We start from the raw sequence: 14387 nt of genomic DNA on the forward strand, positions 1-14387 counted from the left end.
AGGCCATCCTTTGCCGGATGGCCTTTAGCATTCAATATTGTTTTTGACAACCGCTGCCCACAATTCATTTATCGCTTCACCAGCCTCAACAATAAGTCAGCGGAAGGGACAGAATAGCCCTTGCCCAAAACCATCACACCGGACAGGATCGTTATGTAGCCTGAGATCAGCTCCTCCAGATTTCCATCTGCGATTTCCCCTTGTTCCTGCCCTTCCTTGAACAACGGAAGCAACCTTTCAACATATAGCTCCAGCGGATATTGTTGGATCAGCTGGCTTACTTCTTCGGGAACCTCCTGGGAATTCCGGGCTTGATGCAGCAGCATAAAAAACGGGGTCCCACTCTCATCCAGAATTGCCTCCGTTAACACTCTAACTCTCTCAATCGGTGATCCAGACAATCGGCTCAATTGATCGATTTCCGCAACCGATGTTACAACTGCCTCCCGGACCAGTGAAATAAAGAGTTCTTCTTTCGTTTTGAAATAATGGTAAAAAAGTCCGTGGCTCACCCCTGCTTCAGCAGTGATCATACTGATTTTCGTTCCTTGAATGCCATGCTGTGCGAAGATTTTTACAGCCGCCGCTGTAATTTGTTTTTTGCGCTCATCGTAAATTTTTTGAAGCTGTTCTTCTTTTAAGCGTGGCATACGACATCTCCTTAAGAATTGAGAAAAAAGTTTTTTAGAACCTGCGCCATGGCGTTGGGTTCATTTTCATTTTCCGGTCCAAAATGGTCCAGTTGGGGAAAGGTTTCTAGTGTAGAGTCAGCTATCGTGTGGTTCAACTCCTCAAGTATTTCTTTCGTGGACTTAGGGCTCTTCCCCCCTGAAAGCAATAATACATCTGACACAATCTTTTCATAGTTTGGGTAAGAAGAAGCATGCGACTGTACCTCCCGGTGTTCGTTTAAATTTTGCGCCAATAACCGGGTGATCTTATGCCATTGTTTCCCGCGTATCATCATTCTCAGAATAAATCTGGAATACCAAAAAGGAAGCCCGGATAACGGGGTATTGCCCATGCCTCGTACAAAGTGGGCAAAAGCACCTCTGAAATCATTTCTTTGCATGGCCTTCTCGTAATTAGACATCCAAATATCATCCATAGGGTGAAGGAGAACCCCCGGTTCATACACAGCTAATTTGGTAATGGAGGAATCCTTCCTTGCCGCCTCAAGTGACACAAGTCCGCCAAAGCTATGTCCGAACAAATAATTTGCCCCCGTTGCTTTGCGAATCGCCTGGACGTCTTCACACTCTTTATTAATAGCATAATCCGGACCCTGGGGTCCACTTATGCCCCGCCCCCTCCGGTCCATCAGATGAACGGTAAATGAATGCGAAAGAGCTTTGGCTAGGCGGGTATAGTCGCCCGAATCCCTCAAAGCTCCATGAACAATAATAATTCCCGGTCCATTTCCGATGCTTTGGTATCCAATTTGGGTACCATCTCCCGATAGAGCTTTCGATTGAATAAACAGACTAACCTCATTGGAAGAAACTTTTGAATTGGGCATACGGCCACCTCCTTTCGATTGATTAATTCAGTCAATCAATTTTATTCCGTAAATAATATTCTGTCAATGCTGTTCATCCGGCAGCAAGTACCGGTTTTTATCGTCCATCGTCAAGAGAGCTCACCGAACCAACAGAGGGACCCACGCAAAATCGCACAGTCAACAATACCTGTCTTTAGCTCACCGTCGAGAGTTATGCATGCTGTATAATAATGTGCACTTAAACAAGCCAAAGATGCTAATCTTGCCTTTAGCAATAACCGAGCTAATGAAATGGACTAAACAGATAGGCGCTACTTATTGTTTTGGGGTACCCCTGACTTTTATCCCAAGATTGGTTTTGAAACCGTATCCCACTGGGAGTTATGGTAAAAAACCTGGTATTAGAAATCATGGAGAACCGTTAATTGTGGTACGGTTCTCCATGATGTTTATAACGTCAAGTATTTAAAGATCATCTTTATCAGATTGGATTTCTCGCTGCAGAACATGCTGCGCTCCTCTTGAGTGGAGACTTTTTATTGATCCAGCAATGCCGCCTGCCGCTTGTAATGATCCTCGATCACCAGGCACGCCATGGCTTCAATCACCGGCACAATGCGGGGGCAGATGCAGGGATCATGCCTGCCTTTGGTCATAATCTCCCGTTCATTGCCGTCGGCATCGATGGTCCGTTGGGGGACTGAAATCGAAGAGGTCGGCTTGACCGCCACCCGGAATACGATGTCTGCCCCTGTGCTGAGCCCGCCGATGACCCCTCCGGCATGGTTCGTCTGAAATCCGTTTGCGTCCATCTGATCATTGTGTTCACTTCCAAGCATGGCTGCAGCCTGGAAGCCCGCACCAAATTCAATGCCTTTGACCGCCCCGATGGAGAGCATGGCCCGTGCAAGCTCTGCATCCAGCTTGTCAAACACAGGCTCCCCAAGTCCCGCCCGGACGCCGCTAATCCGGCATTCCACAATTCCCCCGCAGCTGTCTCCCTTGGCAGCCAGCTCTTCAATCCGTTTAATCATACGTTCTGCTGCCGCAGGATCGCACGCCCGCACCATGTTGGATTCGATAACCTCCGGATCAAATGTCCCGCAACGGATGCCGCCGATTTCGGTTGTATAAGCCAGTACCTTCACGCTCCGATGCTCCAGCAGCTTGCGCGCAACCGCACCCGCAGCCACGCGGGCCGCCGTCTCTCTGCCCGAAGCCCTGCCGCTCCCGCGATAGTCACGAATCCCATACTTCTTCTCGTAGGTGAAATCCGCATGTCCGGGCCGGTACATAGATTTAATATCGTCGTACGCTGACGGACGCATGTCCGTATTGTCCAGCATAATGCATAGTGGTGTACCTGTTGTCCGGCCTTCGAAGAGGCCTGATAAGATGCGGATCTTATCATATTCCTTCCGCGGAGTCGTGACGGAAGATTGCCCTGGTCTTCTCCGGTCCATCTGAACTTGAATATATGCTTCATCCAATTCGACGCCCGGGGTAACCCCCTCCACAATAGCACCTACGGCCTCTCCATGGGACTCTCCGAACGTGGTCACTTTTAATCTTTCCCCAAACGTGCTTCCCGCCATTTTCATACACCCCTGTTCTTAGAGTTCCTTCTTCATCAGTCTAAGGGTATACTTGAAATAAATGAAATAGTAAAATTCAGCATTTGCCATAGAGAGGATTGATAACATGTGATCATCAACAGTGAATGGTACCGTATTTTTCTCTATGCCGCTGATTGTTCCAATCTAACCAGAGCTGCACACAACCTCAATATGACGCAGCCTTCCGTCAGCTACGCCATCAAGCAGCTGGAGGAAGCGCTGGGTGTCCGGCTGTTTGACCGGTTATCCAAGGGTGTCCGGCTAACACAAGAGGGACAGACTCTGTATCTGCATGTCCGGCAAGCCTTCGGGGAACTGGACTCCGCAGAACGCCAAATGAAAAATATGAAGCAGTATCGTGAAGGCCGGCTGCGAATAGGGGCCAACGGGGCAATTATTAAAGACTTCGTTGTCCCCCTGCTCGACCAGTTTCATGCCCGCTACCCCAAGATTCGCATTCAATTGTCGCAGGAAAAAACCCGCCTCATCCTGGAGCGGTTGAAGCGGGGCTTGTTGGACCTCGGTTATATTTATCTGCCCGTATCAGACGAAGAAATCCGGATCGTGGCTTCCCATGCCTCACCTTTTTGCGCGGTTGTTGGACCTGCCTTCGCAGAATGGTCACGGGAACCTCTGCCGACGGAACGGTTAACGGAGCTTCCGCTCCTGATGCTGTCCCCGGGCAGCACCACGCGTTCCTTCATTGAAGGATGGTTCCGCTCCCAGGGGATAGAAATCGAAGCCGACTTTGAACTGAATAGCCTGGAAATGCTCACTGAATTTGCCGAGCGGGGGTACGGGGCAGCTTTTTTGCCACGGGCTTTTGTGGCCTCACGTATCATGGGAGGGTCCTTAGTGGAACTTCGTACGGCAGTCCCCATTCCTGACCGCCATATTGGCATTGCTGTTCGTAAGCATTCATCCCTGTCACTTGCGGCAGAGGCTTTTTTGGACATGTAACTCCTTTGCAAAACAGGACGATTCCCCGTAAGATACCAGGAAAACGTCCTGTTTTATTTTAAGTATTACCGCTGGCCACTCAGCTGTTGAAGTAAGTCTTCAGTACAAATTCATGCGTAAGTTTTCGAGGCCGCCTCTTCTGTTCCTTTTAAATTAAATAAATCAAGATCGAGTGCTCTTGCTATGGTAACCAACGTATCGATCCGTGGTACTACGGCTCCAGTCTCGATACGGGCAATATGTTCTTGGCGCAAATTGCCGCCACGCTCGATGATCCGAGCCGCTAGTTGCTCCTGAGTTAGACCTAACTCAAGACGACGTTTATGAATTAAATTAATAAGCTGTGCGGTAATCTCTAATACTTCAGATCGCTCTGATCCAAGTTTTCCACTAATTTCCTGTTTCTTGGCTCTCCACGTCTTCACTTCGTCATCCCTCCTTTTTTGAATGGCGTTCTAACCAATCCTTCCTGTGAAGTTCTGCCTTTTTAATCTCACTTCTTGGTGTCTTCCCAGTCTTTTTTCGAAAATGAGAGAGAAGAACATATTTGTTGCCATCCCACAAAAATAACAAAACTCTATTAACACCAGGAGTAATTTCCCAAATGTCTTTCGTAAGCTTATCAACAAAATTATAACCTGCGAGCGGGCCTAATTGTTCTAACCGATCTAAAGCGACTTCCATGTAAAAAGGCGCCCGATTCCAGGCGCCTTAGTGATTATTTTATAGCAATATAAATCTGCAGCTCTGTGTTTGTTGGATCAAAGTCTCTGGCATCATAAAGCTCAAAGTCGCCTGTGTAGGCTCTCTTCTCGGGGGATTCCTTGAAATAGGCCCAAATCTCGTGCCACGCTTGTGCCACCACTTCATACACAGGCCCTTTTTTCGTCGTGAATACCATGTATTTGCTCTCAGGGACGGTTACAACGACGTGATTCTTGTCAGCCGGGACCGCCTCATTGCTTGATTCATGCCCAATTACAACAGTATAAGCTCCGTTTGCGTCGCTCTCATAATCTGTGTACACCGCGTAAATGAAATGCGGATTTTCGCCTCCCGCCGCAGATAAAAGATTGCTCTGAAAGTAAGTTTCCCACAGCTTGGGCAATCTCCCCTCCGGTCCCGCCTCTTCTGCATTTGTAGTACGTACAGCAACTCCAGTTATTATCAGCTTTTGTTTATCAGTTGTATATGTGTTCATTGTCCACCCTCCTCTTTCACTGAATTGTACAATAAGAAAGTTGACAACTTACTGTCATGTTCCCTATATGCTGCCAATCCATGCTTAGGATAAGCCTCTGGGGCTGTCTGCTCACACTAACTCATACAAAGATGTATCTACCGCCTGAACGAAAGGTGTCCATTCTCCTGCCGTATACAGCATAAGCCGGTGCATGGCCCGCGTACATGCTGTATAAAAGAGCTTGCGCTCGTTCTCCCGGTGATAAGATTGCAAGGAGGCATCGTAAATCAACACAGCATCAAATTCAACCCCCTTAGCGAGATATGCGGGAATGACAAGTATACCCTTTTCAAAAGTGGGCGTGTTCTTTGTGATCAGCCGCAGCTCTTTGACCCCCCCGGACGCCAGAGCCTCATAGGCTTCTATGCTCCCGGCAGCGGTTTTCGTAATCACGGCGATGGATGTATAGCCTTCAGCCTGAAGAGCTGCGATATCTGCTGCTATCCGTTCCACCCGTTGCCCGCTGCTCTCCAGCCTCGCAAGGGTTGGCTTCCTGCCGCTTCTCTCAAACGGTACAATGGCTTCTCCGCCCGGCAAAAGCGGCTTCGTGAACTCCACAATTTCACGGGTAGAACGGTAACTGCGGACAAGAAGAAACTGGCTGGTCTCCTCCTCTCCATAGAGCCGGACCAACGGTGAGCCGATCCCGTGCAGGTTCGTTGCCTGTGTAAAAATGGCCTGACTGAAATCACCGAGCACAGTCATCCGGGCACGGGGAAAAAGTCTTTTGAGGAACTCATACTGAAACATCGAATAATCCTGACCTTCATCGACGAATATATGCCGCACCTGAGTGTTGGTCCGGTTACCCTCGACAAGTTCTTTTAGATATAGATAAGGTGTAGCATCTTCATACAGCAGTTCGTTCCGGCCCAGCTTTTCTTTGGTTTGCGTGCAGATTTCCGGCCAAAGTTCCGGTACCCCGGCATTTGTCATCTCCCTGTATGCTGCTTCTTCGCTGAACAACTGGCTGTACAGCCCAGGCATATCTACAAACAAGAATTGTTTTACATTCCGTCTCAGGGGTTTGAATTGCTCTTTTACGATCATCCGGCTGAGCAGCTCTTCCTCCCGGTCGGCAAAATCAAAATCGCCCTCGTCCGGGCGGCGCTTGTTGCGCATGATTTCATCGATTTGGGCATATTTTTCGGCAAAGTCAAAAACTCCCCGGTCTTTGTGCAGCATACTGAAGGCTTCAGCGTACTGTTCCCCATCCAGATAGTTAAGCTCCTCCTGCACCCAGTCCGCTCCCTGCTCCTTCTTCTCCAGCCGGGCCAGCTCCTGCAGCAGCCATTTCTGCACAAGTGTGATACGGTTGGTCAGGCGGATCGAAGCATCATAGCTGTAGAACTTGGTTTTGATCTGCTCGCCGGAGATCAGCACGCGATCCCGGAAACGGATGCTGACAAACCTCATGCCTTCCCGCTCCAGCCACACCGAATACCCGCGGAGTGCCTGAAGATAGGCTTCCGATGCTTTATATTGAATTCCATTCATACGGGCCTTATACCCTTGAGCCTGATGCCTTGTCAGCGCATATTCGATCTGATCGAACGGGTCCTCCAGGCGAAACGTTGATCCGAGCCAATATTCCAGATATTCCTGGAAGGTGGTCTGCTGCATGTTTTCCTCCCCGAGCTCAGGAAGAACTGTAGAGACGTAGCTGTTAAACATGGGGTTAGGCGAGAAAAGAACAATCTGATCCGCCGTGAGCCTTTCGCGGTGTTTATACAGCAGGTAAGCTACGCGCTGCAGCGCTGCAGAGGTTTTCCCGCTTCCGGCTGCCCCCTGTACAATGAGCATTTTGCTTTTATCGTTGCGGATAATGGCGTTCTGCTCTTTTTGAATCGTCGCCACGATGCTCTTCATTTGCGCATCTGCCCCTCCACCAAGCACTTGCTGGAGCAATTCGTCGCCGATGGTTAAACTCGAATCGAACATATGCTGGAGATGCCCGTCACGGATCTGGTATTGGCGCTTCAGGTTCATGGTCCCCGTGATTTGCCCTCCCGGTGTTTCATAGGCTGCCGGGCCCGGAGGATAGTCATAGTAAAGACTTGCAATAGGAGTACGCCAGTCATACACCAGAAAGCTCAGACCATCCGTATCGACGAAGGAGGATACCCCGATATACACTTGCTCCGTAATCCCCTGGCCATCTTCCAGAAAATCAACGCGTCCAAAATAAGGAGATGGCAGCAGCCGGTTCATATTTTTCCACTGCTGCACGAGCCGTCTATGGCTGCGTTCCCGTTCGGACAACACTGCGGATTGCTGGTTAATTGTGAAAAACGTTTCTTCGAAATCCTCGTCCGTACTGGTGTTGACCGTAACCTCTTCCCAGAATCTTTTGCGGATCTCCGCCGCCTGATCCTTTAGCTGGCCTATCTTGGGCTCCAGTTCAACGATTGTGGATGTCAGTTTCTCCTTAACCAGATCCAGCCGCTGCTGCTCCTGCTGCCATTCATTCAAGTTCATCATCTCCTGAATACACTCCTTCTCAAACGAAGTTAGATAAAAAAAGGACTGTTGACAAAATGCAATTCCATCTGCTACAATAAAGATGTAAATAAAATACGATACTTGTATCTTCATTGAAAAAAACATCGGCAGTTCTTCAACTTTAGCATAATGCTTATTTGTTTGCAATGGTTTTGCCTATAATAACCTGGCGTTTCTGCCAGGTTTTTTTGTTTCTGCCAAAGCTGTATGTCCCTGGATTGCTCCAAGTCTGGCAGCCCGGCTTAAGGAAAGCGTACCGGAATGGTAAGTTATTGCCAAGTAGAAACGGGTATCGTCCTTATTAGGACGGTATCCGTTTCAGCGAGAAATAGAAGGATAATTTATAGCGTGAAGCATAGAAATTCTTATATTTTAAAAAAGAGATACCTCTTCGAGGTATCCCTAGAAATTCCTTTTACTATTCCCCCACCTTTGGCTTTATCGGGAGCAACAGGTCCAGCTGCACACATTTATCAATGTCTTCATTGCTCAAATGATATTGATTGATGTAGTTTAAATGTTCTTCTATTGAGCCATTCATGCAATCGGGATCACCCCACTCCGGTTCATATTCAATACTGTTGGTTACCCAATCCATAAGCCAGCCCCATTCCTCAAAATTCCCCATCGGTATCATATGGGTAGCATATAAACCCCCAGGAAATTTCTTTTTCACGAATGGTTTTTGTACTTCCAAATCGTCGGGGATGGTTACCCATCTCTCATATCCGTGATCAGTTCCGTCAGGACTCACCCCGTTGGGGTGATTAAAACCAAAATGCCGCAAATCAGGCTTCATTTCTTTAAGATTGGTTTGAATCATAAATTCCCTTAATTCATTCCCTGTGTCGTATTCCGGTGACCCGCCTACATAGTGTATAGAAGCAACTGAGGCGGGAGCTACATATACAATTCTTACATCTTTAAGTTGGGATAATGGATTGTCGGCTATCTTCAAATCATTCATGAATGTACCCTCCTTAAGATTGTTTTTGGTTACGGGAAGGGCTTCTATGACCTGCAGTATTGATTCTTCTGACAAGTATTCAGGATTTATTTTTACCTCTGCATGTTCTCTCAGATGGATTACAAATTGATTTAATACTGTTTTAATTGTAGATAATGCCAGGATTTCATTCGAGAGCTCTTCGATTCTTCCTTGAAAAATGTTTAATGCTACTTGTGCCTCTTCACTTTGCAGAACTCTCTTAATTTCTTTCAAAGGAATTCTAAGCTTTCGTAAGATCAAAATCTGTTCCAGTCTTTTCAAAGAATATTCATCATAGGTGCGGTATGCATAACCCTCTTTCCTCAAGCTCTGAAGCAATCCGATTTGCTCATAATATCTGAGTGTTCTTGTTGAAATCTGGTAGTTTTTTGTAACCTCACTTATTGTCAGCAGTTCCATAGCTCCTCCTTTCCATCAACAGCTTAAAGTACGACCCGACGTCAAAGTCAACTAGGTTGTATTATACGAATATTATCACATCAAAAATGGCGGCATCCGGGAAGTTACTCCCTTTACCGCCATTTTCCTTGTTCCCCAAAGCCATGAAATGGCTGCTTGGGACAGCCTAATGCCAGGGTATAATACCTCGCTGTTCTTTAGCTCTTAGAAATTCAACTGGAAATTCGTAATCTGGAGCGTTCCCGCTGATACGGCTTCACCCGTTCCGGCATATACCTTGAATTGAACCCCCCTTACGTCAATTGCATTTTCCAATGCGGCATGATTGCTCCAATTTGTTTTTGCCGATTTCCAAACCGGGGAGTTAAACGCATATACGACATCGACCGATTCACCCGGCTCGATAATCCTTTCAACTGTAGGATCGGCTGCGGTTTGGCCTCCTGTTTCCTGCCATACCCAACCGCCTCCGGTCCTTACTACCAGAGATACATGAATTGCACTCGTTCCGGTATTAGTAAGGGTACTGGAAACGCTTGCATATTTTGTCCAGTCATCGCCAATCCCCAGACCAGGCTTAGTTTCAGTAGCTACACCTGCTGCAATCGTATCGCTTATCGTTGATTTATATTTTACAAAGAGAGTTTCTCCATCCAACCCGCTGGATTCATTCCCTGTGTAAGAGGATTCAACAAGATTCCATGGATAGAAGCTGGCTGTTTTGGGGCGGTTCATTTCGGCGATCGTCGAAGCATAGGCCGTCGGCTCCAGATCAAAACTGATGGTATGCAATTGAAGACTGCCCGCTAACCCTCCGCTTCCACCTTGTACACGTAAAATAATACGGTTTACATCTTTGTTCGTGAGACCCGTCAAAGGTACTGTAGCGATCATTGTAGTTTTCGCAGGGACTTTAATGTAATGTCCCAATTCAACCCATTTCCAGTCGCCGTCTTTGACAATCGGTTGGATCTGAACCTCAGCTGCATTAGGATTGGACAGGATGAGATTCATATTACTGTAATTACTCCAATTTGCAACAGGGGCCGGGTCTACCTGGAAGCTTGGATAGTTCTCACTTTGCAGATTAAAGCTCATATTCAATCCGCCGTTATCAAGGTAAGTCAGCTCAGCAACTGTAGGCGTAGCCGGTTTGTCGGCACCATTAATTCCAACATACCAGGTAGTGTAATTGTCGATAATCCCCGGATCAATGACTTGAATATTGCCGGGATCGCCCGTAGTTACTTCAACAGCGTTGCTTGCGGCCGATTCATTGCCTGCATCATCAAACGCCTTAACCGAAAAGGTATATGCTGTTTTACCCGCTAAACCGGATGCAGTGTAGCTTGTGGTTGCACTGGTGCCTTGCAGTTCTCCGTTCACATAGATGTTGTAGCCGGCAACACCAATGTTGTCCGTTGACGCGGTCCAGGCCAGTTTTGCTGTTGTGATTGCAGGCGCCACCACAAGTCCTGCCGGCGCTGTAGGCGCTGTTGTATCATTGCTGTCTGATGTTTTTATACTTACGGCATTGCTTGCAGCAGACAGGTTGCCGGCAGCATCAATCGCTTTTACCGTAAATGCATAAGTGGTATTTGCTTTGAGGCCTGTTACAGTATAGTTTGTAGTTGGGCTGATATGAACCAAATTTCCGTTCTGATAAATATTGTACCCCGCCACACCTACATTGTCTGTTGAACCCGTCCAAGTCAGCGCAACCGTAGAATATGTTGGTGAAGTGGCGGACAAATTCGCAGGTGTTGTCGGTGCCTGATTATCGGATGTGTCTTCAAATACCGAACTCCGCTTCGAGGTGGCTTTAATCCCGTTTGGCCCGTTGATGATGGCATTCCCTTGTTCAGTATAGCTGGTTCCTGCCCAATCGTTCGACATATCCAGATACTCCAGCCCGGTACCGTTTCCTTTCCACGACCATCCGAGATACCCGACGCCTTTTTGCTCGGAATAACTCATAATTGCCGCTTCGTCGACATCACCGTTCGTATGCTTTATTCCGAATTCACCGATAACCAGCGCCAAGTTTTTGTTCAATACATTATCAATATTACTCTTAACTGTTGCTGCGTTTCCTCCTGCGTATTCGTACATATGAATCGAGAACATCGTATTTCTCAGGGGGTCTGCATTAAAAACCTGTGTCCCATAATCAATAATGGATTGCGGATATTGCCCCCAGCCTGCTCCGTCAACCATAATGGTATTCTTAATCCCAGCGTTTCTAAGCTTCGGTATTACAGAAGTATATCCTTTGGCCCAGTTTGCCCCATCCCATGTGCCGTACCACTCATTTGCAATGTTGAGGATAACGGTTTTTTCTTTACCGATGAGCGCACTTTTCATTTCAATCCAATAATTTGCAATATTATTAAGTACAGCTTCACTATCGGACCCGGTCCCGTCATGGACTTCGACGACTGCCACCATTTTATTCTGTTCGCACAAGGTGATCAGATTTTGTATGGCTGCCAAACTGTCTTTTGACCATTGCTGCCCGTCTGATAGTACAATTCTTACGGTGTTAGCACCAGTTTTGGCTATTGCCGGTATGGCAACAGACTCTTGACCCTTGTACCAGTTGTGAGCGTGGTTAATCCCTCTCATCACAAAGGGTTTTCCGTTAGCATCATATAAAGTGGTTCCGTTAATATAGAATCCGGGGTTTATGGAAGTTGCACTGGTGGTTACACTCAGCGCCGCGCTTGCCGCGGATATATTCATTGCTGCGTCTTTCGCCTTTACTGTGAAGCTGTATGCTGTATTGGCCGTCAAGCCGGTAACAGTATAGCTTGTTGTTGTACTGGACCCGGCCAGCGCCGTCCCGTTATAAATGTCGTACCCTGTTACTCCTACGTTGTCCGTGGACGCTGTCCAAGCAAGGCTTACGCTTGTTTCCGTTTTTGAGATGCTTTTAAGGTTTGTTGGCGGGGTTGGTGGTGTGGTGTCTGAAGTAGTTGTAGCCTGCGTAAATTTCCATCTCTGTTGCGCATTCCCGTTGTCCGTCCACTGCTGGACATTGGCTCCGTCTGCGGTGGAGCCTCCTGCCACATCCAGGGCTTTACCGCTGCTTTTGGAGATTAACTTGTAATACCCGCCGCCTGTATCCATTATTTCCCACTTCTGTGTGGCAGTACCGTTATCCGTCCACTGCCGGACATTGGCTCCATCTGCAGTTGAGGGGTCTGCGGCATCCAATGCCTTACCGCTGGATTGGGCGATCAATTTATAGAATCCATTGCCAACGTCAATGACCTTCCACTTTTGCTGGGGGTTTCCATTATCCGTCCACTGCTGTACGTTAGCTCCGTCTGAAGCAGAGCCTCCTGCCACATCCAGGTTTTTGCCGCTATGCTGTGCTGTAAGCTTATAAACTGCACCGGATATAATTCCAGTATCCACCGGCCCGCTATCCGAATACACTTCAAAATCCCAGAGAGAATACCCATATTCAGTAGCCCTTTGTGTTCCATACATTCTTACATATCTTGCATTTGTTGCTGCGAAAGAAATATGATCAATCCCTCCGTCTCCTGTTGTAGTGGAGTAAACCGTAGTCCAATTGCTGTTATCTGCGGATACCTGAATTTGGTACGCTTTAGCGTAGGCAACTTCCCAGTTCAGCTTAACACCACTTACATTGTTTGGGCTTCCAAGATCAACACTGATCCACTGGGGATCGGAATAATTAGAGGACCACCTTGTTGAAGCGTTTCCATCAACAGCCCTATCCTGTGTTTTTGTGGAATCCTCACTTGAGCTTGCCGTTGCAGTTTTGTTAGCTGCGATGTTAGTTGCTGCACTCGCCTCCATTGGCGGTACCATCCCCGTAAGCAAACCAAACATCATAATAAAAGCCAAAATTTTCTTCAAGCAACATCCCTCCCATTAATGAATAAGTCATACATTGGATACACTTTTCACTTTCGTTTGAATGAAACTAATAAAAAGTCTCCCTCCTTCCTCATTATCCGCAAAATGAAAGCGCTATCTTTTTTGAATGGACCAGAAGAGCGCTTAGCATGATCTAGCGGTTCCGGCAACATATTGGTTAGCCGCTACATCACTTGTTAGGAGTTCTATCTATCCAAAACCCTCTAACGATTACAGAATATCCCTTTGTTATCATAACTGTCAATGGTTTCAATAACACAAAAATAATTTTTCCGCAGGAGATTGACCCGGTATATCCGGGAATTAGATACGGCATTTTTCTACAACAAGTTGATTTTCTCTTGACGCCCTCCATGAAAACGCTTATATTGGACATATCAAGAATACGTTATATAACGTTATGTTAATTGTTTTAGCAGAGATTCTGTGTAGAAAGGTTGATATCTATGAAAGTTGTCGCAGTTGGATACAGCTGTATGGATGTTTATGACAATCTGGATAAGAGCTATCCTACAGGCAATGGTGTGGATTTTGCAATCAATATTAAAAAACGGGGAATCCGCTCTGCTGTTGTAAGCGCTGTAGGAAATGATTCTTATGGAGAACAGATGGTCGAGAGGCTGCAGATAAGCGGAATTGATACTACACACCTCCGGGTGGATAAGGGTTCAACGGCACAAATTCATATGCAGTTAATTGATAACGATCGGGTCCACGGTAATTGTATTGATGGAGTTATGGCCAATTATTATTTGAGAGATGAAGACTTTGATTTTATTAAGCAGCATGATTACATTCATACAGATTACTTCGGACGTATTTATGGCTTACTGGCACAATTCAGACAAGCGGGCTGCAAGATCGCCTTTGATTTCTCTACGTTTTTGGAGGATAAGGATTTTGAATTGATTATTCCGAATGTGGATTATGCTTTATTCTCATACTCTCAGCGGGATTCATGGATCGAAGATAAAATGAAGTGGGCCTGTGATCAAGGAGTACAAATCGTAGTGGCTACTTTTGGGGAATATGGAAGTTTGGCTTATGACGGAAAACAGTTCTATGAGGGAAGTATTATAAAAGTAGAAAATATTGTAAATACAGTTGGTGCCGGGGATTCCTTTTTTGCCGGATTTATGGCTGGGGTAATCAAGGGTTTTCCGGTACAAGAATGCTTGCAGGAGGGTGCAAAGCTGTCCGCTGAGGTCATTCAGAAATTTGAACCCTATTAATTTTAGAAGCTGA

Annotated in this window: 11 protein-coding genes; 2 read left to right on the top strand and 9 right to left on the bottom strand. The window is 46.8% G+C overall.

Going from position 1 to position 14387, the window contains the following annotated elements; genetic code table 11:
- Positions 1 to 68 precede the first annotated feature (68 nt).
- The 3 genes from BLQ82_RS19670 to aroC all read right to left on the bottom strand — a co-directional run bounded on the left by BLQ82_RS19670 (position 69) and on the right by aroC (position 3096).
- The gene (locus BLQ82_RS19670) at positions 69 to 650 is read right to left on the bottom strand and encodes a TetR/AcrR family transcriptional regulator (RefSeq protein ID WP_062523531.1); all 582 of its coding nucleotides are present in this window, start codon (positions 648 to 650) and stop codon (positions 69 to 71) included.
- Positions 651 to 661: 11 nt separating this feature from the next.
- Positions 662 to 1519 carry an alpha/beta fold hydrolase gene (locus BLQ82_RS19675; RefSeq protein ID WP_062523530.1) on the bottom strand — a complete coding sequence of 286 codons (858 nt, stop codon included), beginning with the start codon at positions 1517 to 1519 and terminating at the stop codon, positions 662 to 664.
- Positions 1520 to 2037: 518 nt separating this feature from the next.
- Positions 2038 to 3096 carry a chorismate synthase gene (gene aroC, locus BLQ82_RS19680; RefSeq protein WP_062523529.1) on the bottom strand — a complete coding sequence of 353 codons (1059 nt, stop codon included), beginning with the start codon at positions 3094 to 3096 and terminating at the stop codon, positions 2038 to 2040.
- A gap of 108 nt (positions 3097 to 3204) precedes the next feature.
- On the opposite strand from aroC, the gene BLQ82_RS19685 reads away from it, so the two are divergent.
- The gene (locus tag BLQ82_RS19685; protein ID WP_082722668.1) at positions 3205 to 4077 is read left to right on the top strand and encodes a LysR family transcriptional regulator; all 873 of its coding nucleotides are present in this window, start codon (positions 3205 to 3207) and stop codon (positions 4075 to 4077) included.
- A 110-nt stretch (positions 4078 to 4187) separates the two neighbouring features.
- On the opposite strand, the gene BLQ82_RS19690 is transcribed toward BLQ82_RS19685, so the two are convergent.
- From BLQ82_RS19690 to BLQ82_RS31120, 6 genes are all read right to left on the bottom strand, one after another.
- Positions 4188 to 4502: a helix-turn-helix transcriptional regulator gene (locus tag BLQ82_RS19690; RefSeq protein WP_062523528.1), complete on the bottom strand. Its 315-nt coding sequence runs from the start codon at positions 4500 to 4502 to the stop codon at positions 4188 to 4190.
- A 4-nt stretch (positions 4503 to 4506) separates the two neighbouring features.
- Positions 4507 to 4761, bottom strand: coding sequence for a type II toxin-antitoxin system RelE/ParE family toxin (locus BLQ82_RS19695; RefSeq protein WP_062523527.1), 255 nt, complete (start codon positions 4759 to 4761; stop codon positions 4507 to 4509).
- 34 nt (positions 4762 to 4795) lie between these two features.
- On the bottom strand, positions 4796 to 5278 hold the full coding sequence (locus tag BLQ82_RS19700) for a GyrI-like domain-containing protein (RefSeq protein WP_062523526.1): 483 nt from the start codon (positions 5276 to 5278) through the stop codon (positions 4796 to 4798).
- A gap of 111 nt (positions 5279 to 5389) precedes the next feature.
- On the bottom strand, positions 5390 to 7798 hold the full coding sequence (helD, locus tag BLQ82_RS19705; protein ID WP_062523554.1) for an RNA polymerase recycling motor HelD: 2409 nt from the start codon (positions 7796 to 7798) through the stop codon (positions 5390 to 5392).
- A gap of 442 nt (positions 7799 to 8240) precedes the next feature.
- Complete coding sequence (locus BLQ82_RS19710) at positions 8241 to 9230, bottom strand: effector binding domain-containing protein (protein ID WP_062523525.1); 990 nt, start codon at positions 9228 to 9230, stop codon at positions 8241 to 8243.
- A gap of 204 nt (positions 9231 to 9434) precedes the next feature.
- On the bottom strand, positions 9435 to 13097 hold the full coding sequence (locus tag BLQ82_RS31120) for a cellulase family glycosylhydrolase (protein ID WP_425281129.1): 3663 nt from the start codon (positions 13095 to 13097) through the stop codon (positions 9435 to 9437).
- Between the two features lie 491 nt (positions 13098 to 13588).
- Between BLQ82_RS31120 and frlD the strand changes: the two genes are divergently transcribed.
- Positions 13589 to 14374 carry a fructoselysine 6-kinase gene (gene frlD / locus BLQ82_RS19725; protein WP_074648437.1) on the top strand — a complete coding sequence of 262 codons (786 nt, stop codon included), beginning with the start codon at positions 13589 to 13591 and terminating at the stop codon, positions 14372 to 14374.
- The last annotated feature ends 13 nt before the right edge of the window (positions 14375 to 14387 follow it).

It is taken from the genome of Paenibacillus jilunlii (assembly GCF_900102965.1).
Classification (GTDB): Bacteria; Bacillota; Bacilli; order Paenibacillales; family Paenibacillaceae; genus Paenibacillus_AQ; species Paenibacillus_AQ jilunlii.